Genomic DNA, 23,873 nt, shown 5'->3' with positions numbered 1-23,873 from the left:
CCGGCCAGCCAACCGTCAGCCCTCATGGGTCCGGCGGAGATTACCGGCTACCCCGATCTCGGGCGGCATGATGGTGCGGCCGTGGGCGACAAGCGCGTCCGGGGCGGCGGCCCGCCAGATGGCCGCTGTATCGAAGACAGACGGAGTCATCGGTCTCCTCGCATCCACTGCGCGAACGCGGCCAGGCCCTCTTCCGGGTTGCGGCGGCCGACGCCGATCCGGAATCGGTCGGTGGGGGTGGGGGTGAGTTCAGAGCGGTAAGTGCTGGCGGGCAGCAGCAGGACGCCGGCTTCCTCCACCAGACGGGTGCAGAACTCCTCCACTCCTTCCGGGCTGTGGTAGCGGGGATAGGCGATGCAGCCGCCGTCCGGCGCCTGCCACTCGAAGTCGTCGGGGAACTCGGCGAAGAACGCGTCGAACACCGGCAGGTTCTTGGCAATCAGGGCTCGGTTGCGCTCCAGGATCGTGGTGCGGGCCTTGAGCGCGATGCGGGCCAGGACCTCGCTGGGCGCGGAGTTGCAGATGGTGGTGTAGTGCTTGGCCCGCTCCAGCCGGGACAACAGGGCCCGGTCGCGGCAGGTGATCCAGCCGATCCGCAGGCCCGGCAGGCCCAGGGACTTGGAGGTCACGTTCAGCGACAGGGCACGCGCGGACAGGTCGGCGGCCTGCGGCAGTATGCGATCCGGGTCGCGTTCCAGGCCGCGGTAGACCTCGTCGCTGAACAGGTGGATGCCGCGCTCGTCGCACAGCCGCGCCAGCTCGGTGAAGTCGGCGGGGCTGATGATCTTTCCGGTGGGGTTGTTGGGGAAGTTCACCGACACGACTCGGGTGTTCGGGCGGATCGCCGCCTTCACCGCGTCGAGGTCCAGGGCCCAATCGCGGTCGGGATCGAGGGCGACGCCGGTGACCTCGCACAGTGCCAGCGGCACGGTCTCGGCCGACTGGTAGTTCGGTGTCACCACAACCGCGTGGTCGCCCAAGTCCAGTAGGACGTTCATCGCCAAGTAGAGGGCTTCCTCGGCACCCGCGAAGCAGATGACGTCGGCGGCGTCGGCCCGCACGAACGTCTGGGCGATCGCCTCGCGCAGGGCCGGATCGCCGAAGGTCTCGGTGTAGCCCAAGGACAGGTTCTCGAACGCGGCCCGGTCCTGGTCGTCAGCCAGGGCAAGCAGCTCGCTGAGGGTCATGGTCTGGACGTCGGAGGCGGTCATGTGGTACCGCGCGGTGAACTCCCACTGGGAGAAGTGGGCTTCCAGGCGGAAGTCCGGCAGCCGGGTCATGTCGTTCCGTCCTTTGCGTTTGGTGTTCTCAGTTCGGCCAGCAGGCCATAGAGGGTCGATCGGGAGATCCGCAGGATGCCGGCGCCGACGGGAGCGGCACAGCGTACGGCGAAGACCTTGACCTGATCCAGCCGGGCGAGGCCGGCCAGGCGGTCGGTGCGGGTCAGCCGCTCGACCGGGCGGTCGCACTCGTGCACTTACGTGCCGACGATGTGCTGGACGCGCTCGTTCCAGTCCTGTTCGAACAGCGCCTCCGGCCGGGCCACGCTCGGAGCGCCGAATGCGAACAGGATGGCTGCGGCCTGCTCCAGCGGCGTGCGGTCCAGGTTCACGCACAAGACAACGGACGCCTCTCCGTCTGGGTCGCGCAGGACGGCGCTGACCGACGACAGGCGCCAGCCGTCCGCGAGTAGCTTCTCGTACGGGCCGAACACGTCCCGGGCCGACGGATCGGGTGAATCCCGTTCGCCCAGCATCGACGGATCTCCCGGGCCTCGGGAGCTCATCGGATTCCAGATGGCCAGGATCCGGTCGCTGTCCGGCCCGCGCAGCCTGCGCGACGGAGGGAGCTTCGTCCGCTGAGAAGGCACAGTCCTCCCAGGTCGTGCGGTTGACCATGACGTGGACACCGAGAAGCAGGGAGCCGTCGGTGACGATATGTCACCGTTCCCAGAAGTTCTCTGCCGACGGCTGCCAGGGCCGCGTCCACCGCGCTCAGATCGTCCTCGCGCCAAACTGCCGGTGATGGATCCCCACACCCGCCGCACCCACGGGTGTCGCGGGTGCTTCGTCCACACGCGGACGTCGGTCAGGATGAGGTCACACCTCGCGGGACCGGCTCGCCGGCCACGAGGCGTCTGTCACGACTTCGGCTGGGCTTCCAACCCGGTCGGGGAACGGCAGCCAGGAGATCCTGTGTGTACGGATGCTGTGGAGCATCCAATACCACCGCGACCTCACCGCGTTCGACGACCTGCCCATGGCGCATCACGATGCACGTGTCACAGACCTGCCGGACCACAGCAAGGTCGTGGGACACGAAGAGGTACGCCACGTCGAGCGTGTCTCTGATCTCGTTGAGCAACGTCAGCACCTGTGCTTGAACACTGACGTCGAGCGCGGAGACCGCCTCGTCGAGGATGAGGACCCGGGGTTGCAGTACCAGGGCGCGGGCGATGGCGACCCGCTGGCGCTGGCCGCCGGACAGTCGGCGAGGGTAAGCCTCCGCATGCGAGGCATCCAGCCCGACCCGCTCGAGCGCCTCGGCCACGCGGGCCCGGGCGGTCGTGCGCCCGATGTCGAAGTGCAGGGCCAGCAGTTCGGACAGGCCCGCACCGATGCGCTGGCGCGGGTCGAGTGAACCGAACGGGTCCTGGAAGACCATCTGGACCAGGCGCGACCGGGCCAGACGCTCCGCGCGCCCGCGGGCAGGGCGCGTCCAGTCCTGGCCTGCGACTGTGATGCTGCCCGAGGTGGCATTTCCCAGTCCCGCGATGATTCTGGCCGTTGTGGTCTTGCCCGACCCCGACTCGCCCACGACGGCCAGTGAGCCTCCGGGCTCCAGGACGAGATCCACGCCTCCGACGGCGTGCAGTTCCTCGCGTGCGCCGTCCTCACCGACCACGGTGAAGCTCTTGCGCAAGCCGGCGACCTCGACGACGGGACTAGTCACGCTCTCACCTCCATGAATGCCTGGTCGGCGATTTCCGCTGTTCGGTGACACGCGACGAGCCGACCTGACTGAGGTTCCAGCTGCGGGCGCTCTTCACGGCACACCTTCTGGGCAAAAGGACACCGGTCGACGAAGACGCAACCCCGACCCACTTCGAAGGCCGAGGCGGGGCGACCCGGGATCGCGACGAGAGGCCGCTTCTCGACGGGACTGGGACGTGAGGTCAGCAGCGCCGCCGTGTAGGGGTGCCCCGGCTGTTCGTGAACCAGGTCCGCAGGGCCGTTCTCCACCACGACTCCGGCGTACATCACGGCCAGCCGGTCGGTCACCGAGGCCGCGAGGTCGAGGTCATGCGTGATGAACAGCATCCCGAGCCTTCGGTCCCTGCGCTGCTCGTCCAGGATCGCCATCACGTCGGACTGGACCGTGACGTCGAGCGCCGTCGTCGGTTCATCGGCGAGGATCAGGTCGGGCGAGGTCATGAGGGCCATCACGATCATGACTCGCTGAAGCAGCCCGCCCGAGAGCTGGTGCGGGTACTGCCTCATGCGTCGCGGACCGTCGTCTATGCCGACCTCCGCCAGGAGCCGGACGGCCAGCTCGGTCGCATCCGGGCGGCTCATCACCTTCCGGGACGTGACCCCCTCGACCAGGAACTCGCCCACGGTGAGGAGCGGATTGGTGTGGGCGCGGGGATCCTGGTAGATCATGCCAACGTGCGACGAGCGGTAGTCGGCAAGTTCTGCACGACTCATCTCCGGCACTGAACGGCCTCGGAACAAGACCTCGCCATCGAGCTGAGCGCCTCGCGGCAGCAGTCGCATGACGGCTCGGGTCGTCAAGGACTTCCCTGATCCCGACTCGCCGACGAGACCGAGAGACTCCCCTTCGTCGATCGAGAGGCTGACGTCGTGGATGACCCGGCTTCGCTTCCCGTCACGCTCGAGGTCGACTCGGACGTGCTTCAACTCCAGCAGACGCTCGTCCGGCATCTTTAGGTCCGTCATCGCTTGGCTCCGATGTTCGAGCTGATCCGCGCGCCGAGGATGTTGAAGCAGACAACGGTGACCACGATCATGCTTCCGGCCCACAGGCTCTGCTGGAGCGCACCGTCGAGGATCTCCGACCGCCCGTCGCTCACCATGAGGCCCCACTCGGCCGAGGGAGGCTGCACGCCGAGCCCTAGGAATGACATCGCTCCGAAGTCCATCAGGGCTGACCCGAAACCGATGGTGGCCTGTGCCAGAACGATCGGCAGGACGTTTCGCAGGATGTGCCTGGTGCAGATCCGCCACCCGGACAAACCCGCGAGTTGGAGAGCCTCGATGTAGGGACGTCGCCGCTCGGTCGCCGCGACGCTGCGTACGACCCGCGCGACATACGGCGTGTAGATCAGAGACAAGGCGATGACGAGAGCCGTGAAGCCCCGTCCGAAGAGTGCGACCGCGAGCACGGCCACCAGGATGCCGGGGACTGCGAAGACCACGTTGAGCGCCCGCTTGACGGCCGAGTCGAAAGCACCGCCGATCCAGGCCGAGGCCACGGCGACAGCCGTGCCGAGGATCGAGCTGACGAGCACGATGATCCCAGGACCCGCGAAGCTCAGCCGCGCGCCTGCGAGCAGTCGCGACAGGATGTCGCGGCCCAGGGAGTCGGTGCCCAGAAGGTGTGCGCCCGAAGGGCCTTGGCTCGCAGCCAGGATGTCCGTCTGCGCGGGTGGGTACGGGGCCAGGAGAGGACCGAACACGGCCAGCAGCGCCAGGATGCCGCACACGATACTCAACGTGACGAGGAGTGGGTCACGGCCGAAGGGCAGACGAAGCGGGCGCGGTCTGCTGTGTGCGCGCTTCAGTGTCGTGGTGCTCATGGGCTGTGCTCCCTGAGGCGAGGGTCGACCCGGGTCTGCACGAAGTCGATGACGGTGGTGATGGCCACGAAGACGCCGACCACCAGTACAGAGATCGCCGTGGTCGGCGCGTAGTCCTTGCTGGAGACGCTTCTGACGAGCATCGACCCCACTCCGTCGATACCGAAGGCGGTTTCCACAACGACGGAACCCGCCACGAGTCCAGCCACTGTCAGCCCCGAGGCGGTCAGCACGGGGATCGACGCATTGCGCATCACATGTCGCCTGAGGATCAGTGTTCTCGGCATGCCGCGCCCGACCGCGGTCTCGACATGCTCACGCACCGCCTCTTCCTTCACCGCCGCGGCCGTCATCTGAGCGACGTAGGCGACCCATCCGATCGAGAGGGCCACCGCCGGCAGGGTGAGGTGCCACAGGCGGTCAACGAGTCCTGCCCCGGATCCGAACGTGGGGAACCAACCGAGCTGAACGGCGAAGACGCCGATCAGCACCATCGATGCCACGAAGCTGGGGATGGCGACGCCCAGGCCCGTGACACCGTTGACAAACGGGCGGAGACGATCGCTCACACCTCCTACCGTGCCCAGCGCGACACCGATGACGAGGATGATGACCGCTGACATCAGCACGAGCGTCAGCGTCGTGAGCAACCGCGGCGCCAGCAGGCTCGCGACGTCCTGCCGACTGATCAGGGAGGTGCCCAGATCACCCTGCAGGGCATCGCCCAACCAGTGGAAGTAGCGCACCACCACGGGCTCGTCGAGGCCGAGTTGGTGACGCATAGCTGCGCGCTGCGCGTCCGTTGCCCGGTCACCGACCACGCGCGCGACAGGGTCACCGGGCGCCAGAGCAAGCGCCACGAAGATCGCAAACGACGCGGCGAGCACGGTTGTCACCGGACCCAGGACCCAATGCACGACCCCGCGGGCCAGCGCCCGCGCGCGACGTGTGCCAGAACTACTCGGCCGTGACTCCTTCAGGCGGGTCATCGCGCTCACCCGACGGAACCGATGAGTGCCATGGAAGGCATCGACCAGTACGCGAAGGACGTCACGGCTCCCGTCAGGTCCTTGTTGAGGAACGACACGGTGTTGGTGCTCAGGAGCGGGATACCGGTGTTGTCACCCTCGTAGATGTCCTGGGCTTTCACGAACAGCCGTGCGCGCTCCTTCACATCGAAGCTGGCACGGATCTCGCTGATCAGCCTGGTGACCTTGGGATTGTCGTAGCCCGTGTAGTTGTATACGGACCCGGGCAGGTAGACGAAGCCTGTCGGCTCGACGGGATCCTGCACACCGTTGAACGCGGAGTTGAGCATGAGGTCGACACCGTCCCTCTTGGAGGCGTCGTACTGTGCCTGGGCGAACTCGAGGGACTGCATCGGCTGGAGTTCTATCTCCAGTCCTGCCTGCTTCGCCTGCTGCTGGACCAGCTGGGCGATCTGCGCGTGCGCCTGGTTGCCGCCCTCATAGGCGAGGACGATCTTCGTACCGTCGTATGAAGATTCGCCGACGAGCCGCTTGGCCTCGGCCTCATCGTGTGCGCGTTCCTTCACGAAGCGGTCGTAGGCCTTCTGGTAGATGGCGCGCCCGTCCTGCTCCCACGTCGTGGAATTGATGCGTGCGTAGTTGGGAGTTGCGGCTCCCTTGTAGACGACCTTGGCGAGCGCGTCTCGGTCGACGATGGTCTGGAGGGCCCGCCTCAGCCGGGTATCTGCGAGCGGGCCGCCAGCTCGCGCCACGTCCAACGACAGCGACTGGGTGGACGGGCCGAACCGCAGCGTTCCCATGGACGACTTCTCCAGGGCAGGGATGCTGGACGGCGAGAGCTCGTACGCACCGTCGATCTCGCCGGCGTCCAGCGCCTGGGCCAAGGCCGTCGAATCGCTGATGAAGGTGAACTTCGCCTTCGCCGGGCGGGCACGGTAGTCGTCATTCCAGTAGTGGTCATTGCGCGTCATCGTGATGCTGTCGCCGCTCTTCCAGCTCTTCAGCTCGAAGGGGCCACTGCACATCAGACCGCCCGCCGCGGTACCCAACTTCTTCCCCGCGGCCTGTGCGAACTTCTTCTGCACGACCACACCCGCGATGGCTCCCATTTCCTTCGCGAACAGCTCGTCGGGTTGCTTGAAATCGACGGTCACTTCGTACGGTCCGGTGACCTTGATCGACTTCACCTTCTCAAACACGAAACCGACGATCCGGGAGGGGTCGGCTGAGCGGTTGAGGCTGTAGGCGACGTCCTCGGCCGTCAGCTTGGAACCGTCCCAGAACCTGACGTCGTTACGAATGGACATCACCAGGCGCGTGGGACTGGCCTGCTTGAGGGACGCAAGATTGGGCTCTGTCGAGTAGTCGGCGCGAACCCGCACCAGCGGGTCGCACAGGTTGTCGACGACAGTGCCTCCGCTGTACGTGGCGGCGTTGGCCGGGTCGATGACGTCCGGTTCTCCGGTCGACAGGTTCCATGTCAACTGGTCGATGTCACCGGTGGCGCGCGCGGTCGTGGAGGTCAGCTTCCTGGATGTGTTCGACGAAGCCTGCTCGGACTGGCCGCTACACGCCACCAGCACGCTCAGGGCGGCAATCGAACCGATACCGGCCACCGCTCTGCTGTAGCCGCGGGAGGGACGTGGGTGACGGAACATGCACACCTCCTGGGTGTGGGCACCCAGAGGTCCGGGTGTCACGTAGCGCGCAATATATAACCCTCTATACACAACGCGCAATGGCTGAACTACTGCGGTCCCGGATGCCAACGAATTCTGCGGCGGGACCACCGATGACCGGCGCGGATGGCGAGTCGTTCCGAATGCCCCGGCACGATCGGGGGCGATCAGCATCGCTCGGAGGGCAGCACTGCGACGGAATCTCTGCTCCCCTGCGGCGGCCTGGCCCGCTTGCCGTCACGCGCTCTGGTCAGCGAGCGCCATCTCTCCGGCCCGTGACGCACTGGTCCGCCAGCCCGGACAACTGGCCAGCCGGCGTACGTGAACGGTTTCTCGCCACCCGTGAGACCGGGGCCTGGCAAAACCGCGACTTCCTGGCTTCACAGCGGAGACACTGAGCCCGCGTTCTGCCAGCCATCCGGCTTCGTGGCGTACCCACCGGACTTCAGTCCGCTGTTCCCTCACGCCACAGCACCCGCTGCTCGACGACGAAGCCGGGCTTCTCTCGGTCCTGTACCTCCGAAGCGATACTCAGCCGGAGCAGGAACCCACCGCTGCGCTCGATGACCTCGTCCACCGTGCCCCGCAGACGCCATCGGTCCCTGGCCCGGGTGGGGGACACGAAGCGCACCCGGTCCATCCCGTAGTTCCACGCCACCCAGGGGCCTTCGACGTAGAGGACATGGTTGACCAGGTAGTCGAGGAGTGCGACAAGGTGGTAGCCCTCGACCAGGTCGTCGGGGTAGGCCGTGAGATCGACCTCGTGGGGGCTGATGTCGCTGTAGGTCGCGCTGTCGAAGAGCGCGAGCTTCTCGGGCTCCACCTGAAACCAGTCCGTGAGGAACTCGCGGCCTTGCAGCGACGGCGCATCCGAGACCTGCGGGACGACGAGGCGAACGGCCTCGGAACTCTTCTGTCCGGATTCCATGTCGGTCACTGTTCCTCCGTCTTCGTCGAAGCCACGATGAGCGCGTCCACCACGAGCACCCGCCCGCTTCCCCGCTCCACCATCACCGGATTGAAGTCGCCCTCGGCCAGCACGTCGGCGAGGTCCGCCGCCAGCCACGCGGAGCGCTCGATCAGGTCCACCAGAGCCCTGGTGTCCGTCGCACCGTCCTGCCTCCTGTAGCCTGCGAGGAGCCTGCCGAGGCGCGTCCGGTTCAGCAGTTCCGACGCCTCCCCCGGCGCCAGCGGGGCAAGCCCGAGCGAGACGTCCTCGATGAGCTCGACGAGGATGCCTCCTGCACCCACTGTCACCGTCGGTCCCAGGGCAGGGTCGCGAACGAAGCCAACCAGCACCTCGTCCGCATCGCGCACCAGCTCCTGGACCTCGTATCCGTCGATCACGGCATGCGGCACGAGCGAGGTGACACTCGACTCGATGCTCTTGAACGCCGCTGCCAGTTGCTCCGCCGCCTCAACGCCGGTAACCACGCCGCCCACCTCGCTGCGATGACTGACGTCCGCCGACGCGACCTTCACCACCACGGGGTACCGGCCGTCGGCCCACTGCTGTGCCTCAGCAGCGTCCCTCACCAGTACCGAGTTCACGACGGGTATCCCGTAGGCCGTCAGCAGACGTCGGCATACGGTCACGGGCAGGGGTCCGGAATGCGTGGACACCTCGCGCCGGAGGGCCTCGACCACATCGGGTCCGGGCAGTCCGGCGGGCCGCTCGACGTCCGAAAGCGCCGGCTGCTGGTTTGCGGCCAGAACTCGGAGTGTTGTGACGGCGTTGGCCAGCCCGCGCAGCACAGGCACGCGCGGACCTGCCATCTGCTGCACCTTCGTGCTCACTGACGCGCTGGTGGGAGAGGCGATGACCACCGGCTTGCCGGTCTCCGCCTCCGCCAGAGCCCGGGCTGCCTCGTACATCCCGGCCGCGTAGGTCGTCTCCTCATCGCTCATCGAGGCAAGTGCTTCGACGAGCAGGACGATGCTGTCCACGTTCGCGTCCGCGGCCACGATCGGCATGACCTGCTGATACACATCCTCCGCGGCCCCGGGGCTGCCCCCCACGTCCAGCGGGTTGCGCGGCTGCATGCCTGGCAGGAGCTCCGCCAGGGCCCGTACGGTGCGCTCTTCGAACTGTGGGAAATCCACTCCCAGCCGCGCTGCGACGTCTGCCGCGAGCGCGGCCTCTCCACCGCTGTCCGTGACCACCGCTGCTCGCAGCCCTGCCGCGAGCAGCCCTCCGGGCGAAGCGAGATGAGACAGGGCGACGGCAAGTTCGTCGTAGTCGGACACAAGGGGGACGTCGAGGCGGCGGAAAAGCGCGACGTAGGCGTCATCGCGTCCCACGATCGCTCCGGTGTGTGCCACCGAAGCCTGGGAGCCGGCGTCCGTGCGTCCGACCTTGAGCACCACGAGGGGCTTGCCAGCAAGCCGGCAGCGTCCCACGGCTGCCTCGAACGCGCGAACGTCGCGGATGGACTCCATCACGACGCCGATGGCCTTGGTCTGTGTGTCGTCGGCCAGCCAGTCCAGGTAGTCAGCCGTCGAGGCGCCCATCTCGTTCCCGGAGGAGATGATGAACGAGAAGCCCACGCCCTCCGCGGCACGTGCCAGGAACGACGCCGATCCGGACTGTGTCACCAGTGCGGCGTGCCCTGCCGCCACATCGGTGAGCATGCCCTCGTAGAACCACATCGGGACGTGATCAGCGACGTTGAGGACGCCCATGCAGTTGGGTCCGTTGACGACGATGCGCGCGTTCGCGCAGAACTGGCGCAGTGAGGCGGCCTCGGCGGTGGTCAGTCCGGCCGTGGCCACCACGGCTCCGGCCACGCCTCGGTTCTCGAGTTCGGTCAGCGCCGGGACAAGGGCGGAGGCGGGGATGTTCAGCAGCGCGACGTCGACCCCCTCGGGAAGCTCGGCAACCGTGCGGTGGGCCTTGATGCCCTCCACCACACCTCCGGCTGGATGCACGACGTGAAGGGAACCCTCGAAGCCTGCACGGCGCAGGTTGCGGATGGCCTCATTTCCGCCGGCGATGCGCGTGGCGGATGCGCCGAGCACAGCAATGGAGCCGGGCCTCAACAAGCGATCGATGGCTGACCTGCGGTCGGCCGCGTCGTAAGTGAGCACACGCACCTCTTTCATCTCCGTACCGAGGCGCGTAATGTAGCACGTGTTACATAAGCTTCAATATATCTCCGGGAGTGGCCTGATGGACAACGACATCGCGTTCATGTCGGCGATCGAGATCGCTCGGGAATACCGCAGCCGAAACCTCTCACCCGTCGAAGTCGTCGACGCCCTGATCAACCGCATCGAAGAGCACAACCCGAAGATCAACGCGTTCGTGACGACCACGTTCGAGGCCGCCAGGGAGGAAGCCCGACACGCGGAGCAGGTGTTCGCGGTCGGTTCCGACGACGCGCCGCCCCTGCTGGGCATCCCTGTGACCGTCAAGGACCTCACTCCCACCGCGGGCGTACGTACGACCTACGGCTCACTCCACTTCGCCGATCACGTCCCCACCGAGGACGGCGTGATCTGGGCCCGGCTGAAGGCAGCCGGAGCTGTGCTCCTGGGCAAGACCACGACGCCTGAGTTCGGCGGCCACACCATCACCGAAAGTCCGTTGACCGGAATCACCAACAACCCCTGGGACCTCGCCCGGACCACGGGAGGGTCGAGCGGCGGAGCGGCAGCGGCGCTCGCCGCGGGCTTCGGACCCCTGGCGGTGGGCAGCGACGGCGGCGGCTCCATCCGCGTGCCGTCGTCCTTCTGCGGAGTCGTCGGCCTCAAGGCCTCGATCGGACGTATCCCGCGCTACCCGGAGGCGGAAGCCTTCGAGTCGGTCGGTGCGGTCGGCCCCATGACGCGCACGGTCGCGGACAACGCCCTGATGCTCTCGGTCGTCGCCGGCCCTCACTCTCGCGAGCCGTACTCACTGATGGAGAGCGGAGTCGACTACCTGGCGCTCGCGCAGGACGGATCACTCGACGGCGTACGTGTCGCGGTCAGTCCCGAACTCGGCAACCCTCCCATCCAGTCCGACGTGCGCGAAGCCGTCCTGGCAGCCGCAGACGTCTTCGGCACCGAACTCGGTGCTGCCGTCTCCCCCGTCGACGTACATCTCCCCGACCCGATGGAGTACTTCATCAAATGGTGGGGGCCGATCATCGCGGCCGGGATGGGCGAGCTGCTGCACCACGTGAGCAACCCTGAACTGACTCATCCGCTGATCCGGTCGTTCGTGAAGCGGGCGGACGGTATGTCGGCGGAGGAGTTCGCACACACCTCGATCATCGAACGGCAGCAGATCCATGAGGCGTTCGCATCGGTCTTCGACGACCATGAGCTCCTCATCTGGGCCACCACACCAACCACCGCCTTCCCCCACCCCGGCCCTGAGGGCGGGCCCCTGACCGTCGCCGGGGCCGAGGTCAGCGAGCCCGCACTCGACAACCAGCGCCTCACCGAAGCCATCGCGCACGCGGGATACCCCGCCATCTCCATCCCCTGCGGTTTCGACGCCGACGGACTGCCGATCGGCCTGCAGATCGCGGGGCGCCACGGACAGGACGCCATGGTGCTGCGCGCGGCGCTGGCCTTCGAGTCGGAGCGTCCGTGGGCACACAGGCGCCCGGCACTGTAGGTCTGTCATCCCCCCTACCGCGGCGCGAGCTCCCGTCGTAAGAGCCCTGGGTCGCGATCCAGGGCCTTACCGTCGCGTGGCCTGAACAGAACCACCACAGCCGACGGCAAGGGTTACCTCTGCCGTCTTTAGGAGGCAGGGGCAACCCATCTGCCGCCGATACTGACCTTGTTGGCGTCGTGTCGTCATGGTGAGGCCCGTTGCGGTGAGACATCCGTTGACGAGTTCGCTGCGGTACTGGATCTGGCGGAGACTGCCCCGAAGGGCGCGCATGAGGTGGCCGGGGCCGATACGCAGCAGTGACCAGACGCCCTCGACTGGATTGAGGTCGGGTGCGTAGGCGGGGAGGAACAGCAGGTGATGCAGTCGTGGGCGTCGACGAACGCCCGCGCGCTGGCACTTGAGGGTGAGCATCGATAGGCGGCGGAAGCCCTGGGCGGTGTCTGGCCCGACGTCAGCCTGTTGCGTGCAGAGTCCGCGTGTTCGGCCCGGTGACCTCCGGTCTCACGTTCCCCGCCCGGTCGACGCCCTCGCCGCGTCCGGCCCAAAAGCCCTGGCTCCGATCCGCGCGGAACGGTCCGAAGTCCGCCCGTGAGTCTGGAAATTGGCCGGCGCGAGTGGTCCCGCCGCAGACGGCCACGTGATCGTGGACATCTCCGGCGTGCTGGTGCTCGCACACTCCGAGAGGCAGGACGCCACACCTACGCGGACGAAAGCTTTCGGCCATCATCGGCCCGTCGCATTCGCCGACCGCGGCCCGGTCGACTCCAGGAAACAAGCCGATGCTCAGGTCTGACGAAGCTCCGGTCTGCCCAGCACTGCGAAGACATCACGGGGCTCGGTGACGGTGCCTATGTCAACACCAGTATCTGCGCCCCGCATCGCAGACGACCGGGTCGTCCTCTTCCGGCGGGTGAAGAGGCTGGCAGTACCGCACACCGCCAGATCCGTGCGTGGGTCGAGCATGCGTTCGCCCGCGTGAGAAACTTCAAGATCCTCCGAGGCTGCCGAAGGAGCGGCGGCGGTCTCCACCGCACCGTCCACGCCGTGGCCCGCATGCGCAGCCTCACCCTCGCCGCATGACCCGCACACGTCAATAAATCGGTTCAGGCGGCTTGATCGCAGCCTTGTCCGGCAGGCTTCAGGCGTTCGTACTCGATTCCCGATGGGTGGGAGGATGGGGCTATGTCCGGAATTCCCCAGCGAAGAACGAACCTGCCCGCGACATTCACCAGTTTCGTCGGCAGGCAGGCTGAGGCCGCCGACATCGGCATGCTGCTGTCGACGGCGCGATTGCTGACGCTCACCGGGGCGGGCGGGATCGGCAAGACCCGGCTAGCACTGGAGGTGGCCACCGGCTCGGCGAAGATCTTCCCGGATGGAACGTGGCTGGTGGACCTGGCCCCGGTGCAGGAGCCCGCGGCGGTGGCAAGTGAGGCCGCGACTGCGCTGGGAGTGCCGGAGCTGGGGACCCGGCCCGCCGCGGAGCACCTCGCGGAGTATCTGGCGGAACGGCGGGCGCTGATCCTCCTGGACAATTGCGAGCATCTGGCCGACGCCTGCGCCGAGCTGGCGAAGGCAGTGCTCTCCGCCGCCCCTGAGGTGCACATCCTGGCGACGAGCCGCCATACGCTGGGCATCACCGGCGAGCACGTCTTCACCGTGCCGCCACTGAGCCCAGAGGACGCGGTCGGCCTGCTGCGGGACCGGGCTGCGGCTGTCAGGCCGGGGTTCCGGGTCAGCAAGGCGAACCGGGACCAGGTCGCCCGGCTGTGCACGGATCTGGACGGGCTGCCGCTGGCGATCGAGCTGGCCTCGTCCCGGCTGCGCACGCTCACCCTGGAGCAGGTGGCCGACCGGCTGGAGGACCGCTTCGGGCTGCTCGCCAGTGGTAGCCCGACCAGACCGCCGCACCAGCGCACGCTCCGCAGGACGATCGACTGGAGCTATGAGCTGTGCGCCCCGACAGAGCGGCTGCTGTGGAACCGCCTGTCGGTATTCGCCGGCGGGTTCGATCTGGACGCAGCCGAGGGTGTCTGCGCGGGCGGCAGTATCGAAGAGCACGAGGTGCTGGACCTGCTCGACCGGCTGGTCGGTCAGTCCGTCGTCCTGACCACCGAAATCGAGGGTCTGCCGCGCTACCGGCTGCTGGAGGCCATCCGGCAGTACGGGCGGGAACAGCTTGCCTCCTCCGGCGAGGATGATGACCTTCTGGTACGGCACCGCGACTTCTTCCTCGCTCTGGCCCAGCGCATCGACGAGGGCTGGTACGGCCCAGGCCAGGCTGAGGCCCTTGCACGGCTGCATGTCGAGCACACCAATCTGCTGGCGGCCCTAGACTGCGACGCCGATCCCCAGCGCAGGTTCGCGCTGGCGGCGGCGCTGGGTTTCCACTGGTGCGCCGGCGGATTCCTCAGCGAAGGGCGTCGTCAGTTCGACCGGGCGCTGGCGCTGGCGCCTGAGCCCACACTGGCACGCGGCCGGGCACTCCTCATCGCCGTCTGGGTGGCGCAGATGCAAGGCGATCTGGCGGCAGCCGATCGGTGGCTGGACGAGGCGGAAACACTGGGCGAGCAGTTGGGCGACTGGGCGCTGCGCACTCAGGTGGGTGGCCTCCGCGGCGTATCAGCGCACTACCGGGGGCAAGCGGAGGAAAGCATCCCGCGGTACGAGGAGGCGCGGGCCGGTATGGCGGCGCTGGGCGATGAGCGCGAAGCGACCTCCTGGCTGCTCGCACTGGCCTGCGTCCAGGCCTACACCGGGGACCCCCGCGCACCGGAGACGGGCAGGCAGGTGATCGCCGCCTTCGAGACAAGCGGGGAACGGTGGGGTCGCGCGCAGGTGCTGATGGCGCTCGGCCACGACGCCTGGGCCCGAGGCGACCGCGAAGCGGCCAAGGCACTGGCCAGGTCCGCGCTGGAAAGCATGCGGGGCTTCAACGACTACGCGATGGTCGCGAGGATGTTGGAACTGCTTGCCTGGGCCACCGCCTCCGGCGGCGATCCCGGACAGGCTGCCCGGCTGCTGGGTGCTGCCGGTGCCCTGTGGCGCGACGCCGGCACCTCCATCTCCGCGTTCGGCGCGCAAATGGCCGAGCACCACGTGCGATGCGAGGAAGCGGTCCTCAATGCCTTGGGCCCGGCAGCGTATACGCAGGCGCTTACGGAGGGCAGCCGCCACGACAATCCCGGCCGGGCCATCCAGCACGCCTTGGACCCCGATCATGAGCCGCCCGCATCGGTCACCGTCGCAGGCCCGCTCACCCGCCGGGAGCGCGAAGTTGCGGCGCTGGTGGCCAAGGGCATGAGCAATCGGAAGATCGCCGCCGAACTGGTGCTGTCGCCCCGCACAGTCGAAGGCCACGTCGACAACATCCGGGCCAAGCTCGGCTTCGCCAGTCGGGCCCAGGTCGCTGCCTGGTGGCCCGCGCAAGCACCACCCATCTCGTAAGACCCGTATAAACACGTATGGCTCAGGTCCACCTCCCGGACCGAGACTCAGTGCCGTACCAACCAACTTCTAGTGAGCGGAACCCGTAGGACCCGGCGCACGGCGGCGTCGCCTGCCTGGCGGGCTCCGAGGTGAGAGGCACACCGGCCCGGTCCGGTGCCGTAACCCCCTCCTGAGGCGGCTACCCCTCGCTTCCCGCCAAGTAGGCAACCGCGATCCGGGCACACGCGCACCTTGAGAGTGCAGACATCCATGACCGAACCAGCCTCCAACGCGGCTCTGAGCCAGAGGAAAAGAATTGAGACCAGCAAGGAAATCGAAACACCTCGCCGGATTGCTGATCGGCGTTGCCGCCCTCACGGCGCCCCTGGTGGCGCCCACTGCTTCATGGGCCGGCGAGACGAAGTCCGCGGCATCGGCGGACAAGCCGAGCCAGGCGCAGTGGAAGCAGCTCGGCGAGGTGGGCAAGAAGCACTCCGCCCTCGGAGTCTTCGGCGCCGAGGACAACGCCGACCCGGTGCTGATGCTGCCCGAGGGCGCGTCCGCCGGGGAGAAGAGCAAGGCCCTGGCGGACATCCCGGCGGAGATAAGGACCAAGGTCAAGGTCAAGGTCAGCAGGTTCAAGGGGAAGGAGGTGGACACAATCCAGAAAGACGTGATGGGCGCCAAGTGGAACAAGAACGCGGGAAGGTACGGCCTGGGCGCGTTCTATGACGGCGAGACGGACAAGGTGATCGTCAACTCCGACGCTCCCGACTCCGTCACGGCGTCGCTGAAAGGCCGGTACGGCGACAAGGTCGAAGTGGTCCGGTCCCGCTTCGAACAGCAAATCTCCCGATTCAACGACCTTCCGCAGTTCTACGGAGGGGACTCGATCCACACCGACAGCTGGGGCGCCTGCACGTCCGGATTCAAGGTTCATGTGACCAATCCCGAAACCGGGCAAGCCGTCGACATGATGACCACGGCCGGGCACTGCTACAACCTGAACGAACTTGTCAGAGGCGGAACCAACAACAACATGGGTTGGGTCAAGAGGTTCGGGGAGGCCGATCTCGAAGCGTTCGTCGGCTACCAGTACAGCGCCCGATTCTGGACGGGCGGCACCGCCAGCAGTACTGCGTCTCTGGTGACTCACTCCCTCTCGGGTATGTACAACGGCTTGCATGTCTGCGTGAGCGGGCAGACGTCGTTCAACCACTGTGGCCACCCCATCACCAACAACAACTACGCCTTCAACTGGACGGACCACAACGGGCATCAGCACCACACCAACTCCTGGGACGGCTTCACGTACGGCCGCGGTGGCACGAACTATCCTCGCTATGACAACGGCCCGATCACCCAGGGCGGTGATTCAGGTGCTCCCATCTATGTGCCGAGTGGCAGCGGCACCGCGGCTGCCACCGGCACCCACTCCGGAATTGTCTCCTGGAACTGCGACGCTTGCAGCGGTCATACGGAGTACCGGATGTACGGGGTCAAGGCAAATTACGTGCACAACACCTGGGGTGGCTACCTCTCCTCCATCTGAGGGCGCCGCGGATGGCGGGGCGTAAGCGACCAGCCGCGCTTCCGGACGCGGTCCCGGGTTCCCCTGCCACCGCCCGCTCCGACATCGGCGGCGGGCGCGGGCGAGGGATAAGGCGTCAGACAGCGTCGGCCCTGGTGGCCCGGGTGGGCCAGTCCCGGCCACCGCCGCCGGCACGTCATGGGCGGCCAGCGGGCAGCGCTGCGCTGCCGCGGCGCGGACCGCGGGCTTGAAGGGTGCCGGCCGCCCCGTCCGGGGCGGCCGGCACCCGGCCCCGAGACCGCTTCCCCGCACCGCGGTTCCCGGGCCAATGGGGGTGCCTCATGTCACGCGTCCTCCAGTCGCCCACCTCCGGCCTTCCCGATAACCCCACCGTTAAGCCCACCTTGACTCGCCCGAGCCGCCCTGCCGGGCAACGCCGCACACCCCTGGAGCTTGATTCATGTCCCCCATCACCACCACACCTGCCCCGATGGACGAGCACGCCCAGCCGGGCGGCCGGGCCGTCACCCGGCTCGGCCGGTGGCTTGCCGCCGGAACCGGCTATCTGGCCATGTTGACCGCTGTCGGTGGCCTGCTGGCCTTCCTCGCTTACGCCATCGGCGGCTGGCAGATCACCACCGGGTCGGTCAATGTCATCGACCAGGGATTCTCCTGGCTGCGAGCCGACAGCTGGGGCGTGACGTTGCTGCAGACCGGCAATCTCGTCCTGGACGTCCTAGTCCTGGCCGTTGCCCTGTACACCGCCTACGGAATCGCGGGCCGCCCGGCCCTGGTCCCCGCGCTCGCGGGCGGCATGACGGCAATGTCCCTGCACACCGGCTATCTCGGCGGTCTGGCCGCCGGCATACTCGCCGGCGCCGCCACCAGAGCACTCCACAAGATCACCGTCCCGGCCAAGTGGCGCCCCTTCATGGCCAAGGCGGTGATCCCGCTGACGGTCACGCTGTTCACCGCGGTCGTGTTCTTCTGCGCACTCCTCGCACCCCGGCTCGGCCGGCTCAACACCTGGCTGTACGGCTGGCTCACCCACCTGGAACTCACCGACCAGCACGTCGCGCTCGGCCTGCTCCTCGGACTGATGGTCTGCTGCGACTTCGGCGGGGTCTTCAAAAAGATCGCCTACGCCTACGCCCTCGCCGGCCTGGGCAGCTACCTCCCCACCCCCGACCACCTGACCTTCATGGCCGTGGTGGTGGCGGCCGGCATGGTCCCCCCGCTGGGCCTGTCGCTGGCCACCCTGGTACGCCGCGGGCTGTTCTCCGAGGCCGAGCGGAACTACGGCAAGGTGGCCTGGCTGCTCGGCCTGATCCCCGTCTCCGCGGCGGCGGTCCCCTTCGCACTGCGGGACCCGCTGCGGGTGATCCCGGCCGCCATGGCAGGGGGCGCCGTCACCGGCATGCTGACCATAACCTTCGGCTCCTCCATGGCCGTCCCCTTCGGAGGCATCTTCGCCGCCGACCAGGTCGGCAGGCCTCTGCTGTTCGCCGCCGCCGTGGCCGCAGGCGTCGTGGTGACGGCCGGTGTGGCTGTCGGTCTGAAGAGCCTGCGCAGGGCGCCGGCCCCGGTCACCCCGGACGCCGCGGTCCGGTCCCGCGCCAAGGTGCCCGCAGTGAGCTGAGCCCACCGACACCACGCAGCACGGCTACCTGAGGATCACCCGGGGCTCGGAACACACCGCCCGGGCACTCTCGCCCGGTTGTGCTCCCGCGCCGTCGGCCACCAGCGGCATGCGATACGCGCCCAGCGTGGAGCTGTCCGAGCCGGTCGGCCCAAGGCCTCGGTCGACTCACTCCGCGCCCGAGGATCCAGCACCCGGATACCCGGCTCCCCCGCTCGCCTTCGGCATGCCTGCGGCAGGACTGAGTCGATGTGGTGCGACGACACATCCAATGGCGAGCGAGCTTCCGGCCGAAGAAGACTTGGAATTCGGCTCGCAAGCTATCCAGAACCTGCGCGGCCAGACAAACCGGTCGGCCGCCTGCGGAGAACAGAAAAAAGGTATGAAACATGAAGAGAAAAATGTCCAGACTGCTGCTGGCGGGTGCTTTCCTGTCCGCGACAGTCGCACTTGGCACCGGCCCGTCATACGCCGCAATGAGCCCTGAGCAGGCCGGGATCAGCGACTCGGACTGGGCGAAGGTGGCGGAAATCGGCGACTACAACCACGCGTACACGGCGTTCATCGACAACTCCGGCGAAGCCACCCTCGTGTTCACCGGAGGAAACGTTCCCGACGAACTGCAGTGGCCTTCGGATTTCACAGGGTTCGACAACCCCAATCTCGAACTCTGGGGGGAGTACAGCCAGTTCGCCACCAATGACGCCATCGCCTCGATCGCCGATGACACCGTTCTGCAGATATCGAACGCCGGCTACGACGCCAACGCGTCCTACAATCCGGACACGGACGTGATCGACGTGATCACGAATGCCCCGTCGTCGGTGACCGGCCCGCTGGTGGCCACATACGGCAGCACGATCAACATCATTGCCGGAAATCCCACGCAACAGTCGGGCTCGGGCGGCACGGCACACGGTTCCCCCAAGAAGCACGCCCCCCATAAGCACGCCACCAAGAAGCAGGCCGCCAAGAAGCAGGTGACGAGGAGGCCCGCAGCGGCCAAGAAGGCAGCCCCATCTACATCCGCACCCCAGGAACCGACCAAGGTCATCCTTAAGCTGGCCAATCCCCAGTGATGCCTTCACCACGCTGCCGGAAAGCATGACGGCAGCAGCACAGCGGGAACCGTCTGCATGATGCACGCCCTCTGCAGACCAGAGGCACGACATGGGTCCGACGGATTCCAGCAATCGTGCATCACGCCGTGAGCAGTTCAGGCAGGTGCTCGGCTGGTGTTTGCCAGCCGAGCACCTTGTGTCGTGCGCCTGCAGCGCGATTTGGTACGACGTGTCCGGCCAGCCACGTGCTCTGCTCGGCGCGCCAGTCGCTCAGAGCTCATAACACGATCTTGTTGAGGTGCCCTGGTCGGGCGTGACCGATGTGACGATTCGGCCGTTCGGAGGGTGTGAGTACTCGGCCGTGGATCGTGGACGACGACTTGTGGGCGCTGATCGAACCGTTGCTGCCGCCGTGGCCGCAGAAGTCGCCGGGGCCGCGGCCGGTGGCGGACCGGCTGTGTCTGCAGGGCATCCTGTACGTGCTCCACAACGACATAGCCTGGCAACTCCTGCCGCTGGAGCTGGGGTTCGGCTCCGGACAGACCTGCTGGCGGCGCCTGGAGCGGTGGCAGAAGGCCGGAGTCTTCGAGCAACTGCACCGCATCCTGCTCGCCGAACTGAACGCGGCTGGCGAACTCGACTGGACCCGCGCGTGCGTGGACGGCTCCCACATCCGCGCGAAAGAGGGGGATCCGACACCGGTCCGTCGCCGGTCGACCGGCGGAAGACGGGCAGCAAACACCATCTGATCTGCGACGGACGCGGTACCCCGCTCAAGGTCATCACCACCGCGGCCAACGTCAACGACGTCACCCAGACCCTCGCCCTCGTCGACGGCATCCCGCCCGGCCGCCCGCGCAGACGCCCCGACTCGCTCCTCGGCGACAAGGCCTACGACTCGAAGGCCGTGCGCCATGAGCTGCGACGCCGCCGGATCCTGCCGGTCATCTCCCGCAAAGGCGCCCCGAACATCAAGGGCCTGGGCAAGCTCCGCTACGTCGTGGAGCAGACTTTCGCCCTGCTCCACCAGTTCAAACGCCTCGCCGTCCGCTGGGAACGCCGAACCGAACTCCACGACGCCTTCGACTCGTTGGCCTGCAGCCTCATCTGCTGGAGGCGGCTGAAGAAGCACCGATCATGATCGAGGCACGGGCATTTGGCTACAGCTCACACCACTCACCCAGAGGGCCGGCCGCCCGCGTCTGGGTGAAGTCGAGCACCAGGTCCCACGCCCGATCGATATCCAGGACGAAGTCGCCCGTGAACGCGGTGAGGTCGTCCATAATCGGGACTTCGACCTCGGCACCCAAGGGTACGGTGCCGTCTCCTACGAGCAGAGACATCCGCTCGGTGTCACTCATCAGATGGACGACGGCGTGATCATCTCGGAAGGCCAGGATCAGCACCGGGACCTCCCTGTCCGGCGACCGAACCTCGACGTACCCCTGCCCACGGGAACGCAGGTCGTTGAAGCGGTCTGACAGATCTCCCACCTCTGAACGTCTCTCAACCGGATGGAACAGTCCCGATTCCGGCGACGTCGCAGCCCACACCGCACTCATCCAGCCCCCCTTCCCCACACAGGCCATCGCCCACGATCCAGAGCCGCGCTCCCACGCTCCACCACGACACGACTACTGGGACTGGGGCACATGATCGTGTTACGAGCTCTCAGAGTGATTCCGGTACGGAACTGATGCCCGGTGGAGTGTCGGCGGCGGTTGAATCACCCGTCGCCGACATGGAGAACAGGCAGCCGTCGCCTGCGGTGGCGTTGGCGCCGCCCAAGCCGTAGACACTGATTCCCAATGATTCTTGTCAACCCAGGAGCCGTAAGGTGCGGCCCATGAAATCGTTGATCGCTACCGTTCGCGAACAGGACGAAGTTGCCCGTTTTCTCGCTTGGCCGGGTGACTTCGACCTGGACCGAGGCGACCATGTCGAAGAAGTCCACCTCGCCTCGGGCGCCGCGCTCGAGGGTTTCGCCGGCGACGGTGCCGGGGGCACATATTTCTTCTGCGGTGAAGGTGGCGAGGACCGTCCCGTCCTCTATGCCGACTCCGAAGGAGGTGCGGCTCTGGTTGCGATCGGTCTGCCCGAGCTCCTGCGGCTGCTGCTGGTCACTCCTTGGTGGCGCAACTGCCAAGCGTTCACGGACGAGGAGAGTCGCGAGCTCGCGGCCGAGTACCTGGAGGACATGCCGGATCTCGTGGCCCGGAGAGACCGTGCCGCGGCAGCCCTGGGCCTCAATCTGCCGGCCCAGGCAGACGTCTTGGCCCGCTTGCGGGAGGTAGCTGTTCGGATGGGAGAGAACTTCGTCCTCATTTTCACGCCGGAGGGCCACCCCTACGAGCCTCTCATCAGGAACTGAGACGCACCGCGGTTGCAAGCACGCGCCGTCCCAGGCAACAGGGATCAGCCCACGGCGAGACCGCGCTGAGGTGGTAGGACGTCGAAGGTTCGCTGGTCGCGGATGAGGGCCCACAGAACGTCGAGACGTCGGCGGGCGAGGGCGAGGATCGCCTGCTTGTGGCTCTTGCCCTCGGACCGATTGCGGTCGTAGAAGGTCTTCGAGGTGGCACAGAAGCGGGCGGCGATTTGAGCGGAGAGATAGAAGACGCGCAGCAGTCGGCGGTGGTAGCGGTGTGGTCGGCGCATGTTGCCACTGATGCGACCTGAGTCCCGTGGAACCGGGGCGAGACCAGCGACTCCGGCGAGGCGCCCCGCACTCCCGAAGGCGTCCATGTCCCCTCCGGTGCAGACGATGAACTCCGCCCCCAGCAACGGGCCCATTCCGGGCATGCTGACGATCACTTCCGCGTCGCGATGCTCACGGAAGCGGGCAGCGATCTTCAGGTCGATCCTGGAGATGTCCTCGTCCAGCTCCAGGATGGCCTTGGCCAGGGTTTGGACCACAGCTGCGGCCGTGGTCTCCCCGGCGACAGCAGTGTGCTGGGCCTGCGCCGCGGCGACGGCGGTGTCCGCCAGGGCCTGGGTGCCGCGCACTTTGCGGTTTTTCAACCAGCTAGCCAGTCGGTTCGGACCTATCCGTCGCAGGGCAGCCGGCGTCTGGTAGCCGGTCAGCAGCACGAGAGCACCCTTTGATGCGGCGCAGTCGAACGCCCGCTCCAGAGCGGGGAAGTACTCCAGTAGCTGGGCACGCATTCGGTTGATGGCCCGCGTGCGGTCGGCCGCGAGGTCGTAGCGGCGAGCGGTGAGGATCTTCAGGTCCACCGCGATCTCGTCCCAGGCCTGCAAGGGCTGCAAGTCCCGGCGCATCCGTGCCTGGTCGGCGATGACGTAGGCATCCTTGGCGTCGGTCTTGCCGTCCCCTCGGTAGCTGTGGGAGGCGTGGTGAACAGTGCGGCCAGGAATATAGAGAAGCCGTTGGCCGTGACTGGTGAGCAATGCGATCAGCAAGGCGGCTCCGCCCGCGTTCAGGTCGACAGCCCAGGTCACCGGGCTGTCCTCGGCCAGTGCCAGGACGTCGGCTATCAGCTCCAGCAGCTCAGCCTCGTTGTTCGGTACCCGGCGCGAGAGCAACTTCGTTCCGTCCGCGTCGATCACCGTGCAGTGATGCGCGGCCTTGCCGGCATCCGTCCCCGCCCAGAACTCGGTCACCCGAGCCTCCCTCGTCGATCGGTTGACTGGTCCCTGCAGACGACCACGCCGACGTGTCCTTACGAAGCGATCTCTGTTCGCGCATCCCAATGAGTGGCCGTGTCGTCGCGGGGCGCTGGGCGGCCTATCAGTCAAAGCCACACGTACGGCATGAGCGCTTTCAGCCACACCCAGGCCCCTGGGCCTCCCGATCGTACGAAGGACCGGAATCAACCCGCCAACAAGGTAAGGAGCGCTTTTGGCCTGTCCGCTCGTTCGGAAACGGGTATGAGTGGCTCCAAGTGCCCGCGTCGGCACAGGACGGCCCGGGCCTGATGATGGACGCAGCGCTTCGGGCGGATGCGGCTCAGGTAGTTTCTGGCCGGATTCTGAATCATCTCTTCGTCCCGGGTCCTCAGCGGGCTTGCCCCTCACACTGACGTCAGGTTTTAGCGTAAGGGGGCGGGACGGCGAAACACGTCGGGTACCCCGAAGTGCTTCTGTGCAGGAGTTGACA

21 protein-coding genes and 1 pseudogene are annotated in these 23,873 nt (G+C 67.0%); 8 read left to right on the top strand and 14 right to left on the bottom strand.

From position 1 onward, the window contains the following. Positions 1 to 15: 15 nt before the first annotated feature. The 11 genes from ACFPIH_RS53315 to ACFPIH_RS53265 form a co-directional block, all read right to left on the bottom strand. Positions 16 to 150: a hypothetical protein gene (locus tag ACFPIH_RS53315; RefSeq protein ID WP_385879265.1), complete on the bottom strand. Its 135-nt coding sequence runs from the start codon at positions 148 to 150 to the stop codon at positions 16 to 18. Then, positions 147 to 1,280: an aminotransferase class I/II-fold pyridoxal phosphate-dependent enzyme gene (locus ACFPIH_RS53310; RefSeq protein WP_381187099.1), complete on the bottom strand. Its 1,134-nt coding sequence runs from the start codon at positions 1,278 to 1,280 to the stop codon at positions 147 to 149. Before ACFPIH_RS53310 ends, ACFPIH_RS53315 begins: the two co-directional genes overlap by 4 nt. After that, a complete protein-coding gene (locus tag ACFPIH_RS53305; protein WP_381187096.1) occupies positions 1,277 to 1,477 on the bottom strand; it encodes a helix-turn-helix domain-containing protein in 201 nt (66 codons plus the stop codon). Before ACFPIH_RS53305 ends, ACFPIH_RS53310 begins: the two co-directional genes overlap by 4 nt. Further along, positions 1,478 to 1,870 (bottom strand): PAS domain-containing protein, encoded by a 393-nt coding sequence (locus ACFPIH_RS53300; RefSeq protein WP_381187093.1) that lies wholly within the window; start codon positions 1,868 to 1,870, stop codon positions 1,478 to 1,480. A 218-nt stretch (positions 1,871 to 2,088) separates the two neighbouring features. Beyond that, positions 2,089 to 2,952 (bottom strand): ATP-binding cassette domain-containing protein, encoded by an 864-nt coding sequence (locus ACFPIH_RS53295; RefSeq protein WP_381187090.1) that lies wholly within the window; start codon positions 2,950 to 2,952, stop codon positions 2,089 to 2,091. After that, positions 2,949 to 3,944, bottom strand: coding sequence for an ABC transporter ATP-binding protein (locus ACFPIH_RS53290; RefSeq protein ID WP_381187135.1), 996 nt, complete (start codon positions 3,942 to 3,944; stop codon positions 2,949 to 2,951). The genes ACFPIH_RS53295 and ACFPIH_RS53290 overlap by 4 nt, the downstream gene beginning before the upstream one ends. A gap of 11 nt (positions 3,945 to 3,955) precedes the next feature. Continuing rightward, entirely contained in the window at positions 3,956 to 4,819 is an 864-nt protein-coding gene (locus ACFPIH_RS53285; protein WP_381187087.1) for an ABC transporter permease, read from the bottom strand. Beyond that, the gene (locus tag ACFPIH_RS53280) at positions 4,816 to 5,808 is read right to left on the bottom strand and encodes an ABC transporter permease (protein WP_381187085.1); all 993 of its coding nucleotides are present in this window, start codon (positions 5,806 to 5,808) and stop codon (positions 4,816 to 4,818) included. Before ACFPIH_RS53280 ends, ACFPIH_RS53285 begins: the two co-directional genes overlap by 4 nt. Positions 5,809 to 5,813: 5 nt before the next feature. Then, entirely contained in the window at positions 5,814 to 7,661 is a 1,848-nt protein-coding gene (locus ACFPIH_RS53275) for an ABC transporter substrate-binding protein (protein WP_381187082.1), read from the bottom strand. Positions 7,662 to 7,932: 271 nt separating this feature from the next. Next, on the bottom strand, positions 7,933 to 8,415 hold the full coding sequence (locus tag ACFPIH_RS53270; RefSeq protein ID WP_381187079.1) for a hotdog family protein: 483 nt from the start codon (positions 8,413 to 8,415) through the stop codon (positions 7,933 to 7,935). A gap of 5 nt (positions 8,416 to 8,420) precedes the next feature. Further along, on the bottom strand, positions 8,421 to 10,574 hold the full coding sequence (locus tag ACFPIH_RS53265; RefSeq protein ID WP_381187077.1) for an acetate--CoA ligase family protein: 2,154 nt from the start codon (positions 10,572 to 10,574) through the stop codon (positions 8,421 to 8,423). Between the two features lie 82 nt (positions 10,575 to 10,656). On the opposite strand from ACFPIH_RS53265, the gene ACFPIH_RS53260 reads away from it, so the two are divergent. Then, complete coding sequence (locus tag ACFPIH_RS53260; RefSeq protein WP_381187074.1) at positions 10,657 to 12,093, top strand: amidase; 1,437 nt, start codon at positions 10,657 to 10,659, stop codon at positions 12,091 to 12,093. A 162-nt stretch (positions 12,094 to 12,255) separates the two neighbouring features. On the opposite strand, the pseudogene ACFPIH_RS56575 reads toward ACFPIH_RS53260, so the two are convergent. Beyond that, positions 12,256 to 12,491, bottom strand: a pseudogene (locus ACFPIH_RS56575) (transposase); the annotation flags it as partial. A 193-nt stretch (positions 12,492 to 12,684) separates the two neighbouring features. On the opposite strand from ACFPIH_RS56575, the gene ACFPIH_RS53255 reads away from it, so the two are divergent. From ACFPIH_RS53255 to ACFPIH_RS53230, 6 genes are all read left to right on the top strand, one after another. After that, positions 12,685 to 13,176, top strand: coding sequence for a transposase family protein (locus ACFPIH_RS53255; protein ID WP_381187072.1), 492 nt, complete (start codon positions 12,685 to 12,687; stop codon positions 13,174 to 13,176). 102 nt (positions 13,177 to 13,278) lie between these two features. Next, positions 13,279 to 15,543, top strand: coding sequence for an ATP-binding protein (locus tag ACFPIH_RS53250; protein WP_381187069.1), 2,265 nt, complete (start codon positions 13,279 to 13,281; stop codon positions 15,541 to 15,543). A gap of 334 nt (positions 15,544 to 15,877) precedes the next feature. Then, positions 15,878 to 17,077, top strand: a complete 1,200-nt coding sequence (locus tag ACFPIH_RS53245; RefSeq protein WP_381187066.1) for a chymotrypsin family serine protease — start codon at positions 15,878 to 15,880, stop codon at positions 17,075 to 17,077. Positions 17,078 to 17,516: 439 nt separating this feature from the next. Then, positions 17,517 to 18,695 (top strand): fructose-specific PTS transporter subunit EIIC, encoded by a 1,179-nt coding sequence (locus ACFPIH_RS53240; RefSeq protein ID WP_381187063.1) that lies wholly within the window; start codon positions 17,517 to 17,519, stop codon positions 18,693 to 18,695. A gap of 401 nt (positions 18,696 to 19,096) precedes the next feature. Continuing rightward, complete coding sequence (locus tag ACFPIH_RS53235; RefSeq protein ID WP_381187060.1) at positions 19,097 to 19,774, top strand: hypothetical protein; 678 nt, start codon at positions 19,097 to 19,099, stop codon at positions 19,772 to 19,774. 347 nt (positions 19,775 to 20,121) lie between these two features. Further along, positions 20,122 to 20,897, top strand: a protein-coding gene (locus ACFPIH_RS53230; RefSeq protein ID WP_417801390.1) for an IS5 family transposase whose coding sequence is annotated in 2 segments (ribosomal slippage) — positions 20,122 to 20,421 and positions 20,424 to 20,897 — 774 coding nt in all. Because the reading frame shifts where the segments join, the coding sequence is not laid out codon by codon here. 19 nt (positions 20,898 to 20,916) lie between these two features. Here ACFPIH_RS53230 and ACFPIH_RS53225 read toward each other — a convergent pair. Next, the gene (locus tag ACFPIH_RS53225) at positions 20,917 to 21,318 is read right to left on the bottom strand and encodes a hypothetical protein (RefSeq protein WP_381187054.1); all 402 of its coding nucleotides are present in this window, start codon (positions 21,316 to 21,318) and stop codon (positions 20,917 to 20,919) included. Positions 21,319 to 21,602: 284 nt separating this feature from the next. Between ACFPIH_RS53225 and ACFPIH_RS53220 the strand changes: the two genes are divergently transcribed. Further along, positions 21,603 to 22,127 carry a hypothetical protein gene (locus ACFPIH_RS53220; RefSeq protein ID WP_381187051.1) on the top strand — a complete coding sequence of 175 codons (525 nt, stop codon included), beginning with the start codon at positions 21,603 to 21,605 and terminating at the stop codon, positions 22,125 to 22,127. A gap of 44 nt (positions 22,128 to 22,171) precedes the next feature. Here the strand turns inward: ACFPIH_RS53220 and ACFPIH_RS53215 are convergent, their stop codons facing one another. Beyond that, positions 22,172 to 23,377, bottom strand: coding sequence for an IS110 family RNA-guided transposase (locus tag ACFPIH_RS53215; RefSeq protein ID WP_381187050.1), 1,206 nt, complete (start codon positions 23,375 to 23,377; stop codon positions 22,172 to 22,174). Between the last annotated feature and the right edge of the window lie 496 nt (positions 23,378 to 23,873).

Origin of the sequence: Streptomyces vulcanius (genome assembly GCF_042653945.1) — a bacterium.
GTDB lineage: Bacteria > Actinomycetota > Actinomycetes > Streptomycetales > Streptomycetaceae > Streptomyces > Streptomyces mangrovi.
Note: the sequence above shows the minus strand (reverse complement) of the source record. Positions and strands in the feature narration are given on the sequence as shown.

What these genes read in the sequence shown, in the direction of transcription:
- ACFPIH_RS53315 (WP_385879265.1), bottom strand. Translation starts at nt 150, where the DNA reads ATGACTCCGTCTGTCTTCGATACAGCGGCCATCTGGCGGGCCGCCGCC.
- ACFPIH_RS53310 (WP_381187099.1), bottom strand. Translation starts at nt 1,280, where the DNA reads ATGACCCGGCTGCCGGACTTCCGCCTGGAAGCCCACTTCTCCCAGTGG.
- ACFPIH_RS53290 (WP_381187135.1), bottom strand. Translation starts at nt 3,944, where the DNA reads ATGCCGGACGAGCGTCTGCTGGAGTTGAAGCACGTCCGAGTCGACCTC.
- ACFPIH_RS53285 (WP_381187087.1), bottom strand. Translation starts at nt 4,819, where the DNA reads ATGAGCACCACGACACTGAAGCGCGCACACAGCAGACCGCGCCCGCTT.
- ACFPIH_RS53280 (WP_381187085.1), bottom strand. Translation starts at nt 5,808, where the DNA reads ATGACCCGCCTGAAGGAGTCACGGCCGAGTAGTTCTGGCACACGTCGC.
- ACFPIH_RS53275 (WP_381187082.1), bottom strand. Translation starts at nt 7,661, where the DNA reads ATGCTGATCGCCCCCGATCGTGCCGGGGCATTCGGAACGACTCGCCAT.
- ACFPIH_RS53270 (WP_381187079.1), bottom strand. Translation starts at nt 8,415, where the DNA reads ATGGAATCCGGACAGAAGAGTTCCGAGGCCGTTCGCCTCGTCGTCCCG.
- ACFPIH_RS53260 (WP_381187074.1), top strand. Translation starts at nt 10,657, where the DNA reads ATGGACAACGACATCGCGTTCATGTCGGCGATCGAGATCGCTCGGGAA.
- ACFPIH_RS53250 (WP_381187069.1), top strand. Translation starts at nt 13,279, where the DNA reads ATGTCCGGAATTCCCCAGCGAAGAACGAACCTGCCCGCGACATTCACC.
- ACFPIH_RS53240 (WP_381187063.1), top strand. Translation starts at nt 17,517, where the DNA reads ATGTCCCCCATCACCACCACACCTGCCCCGATGGACGAGCACGCCCAG.
- ACFPIH_RS53235 (WP_381187060.1), top strand. Translation starts at nt 19,097, where the DNA reads ATGTCCAGACTGCTGCTGGCGGGTGCTTTCCTGTCCGCGACAGTCGCA.
- ACFPIH_RS53225 (WP_381187054.1), bottom strand. Translation starts at nt 21,318, where the DNA reads ATGAGTGCGGTGTGGGCTGCGACGTCGCCGGAATCGGGACTGTTCCAT.
- ACFPIH_RS53220 (WP_381187051.1), top strand. Translation starts at nt 21,603, where the DNA reads ATGAAATCGTTGATCGCTACCGTTCGCGAACAGGACGAAGTTGCCCGT.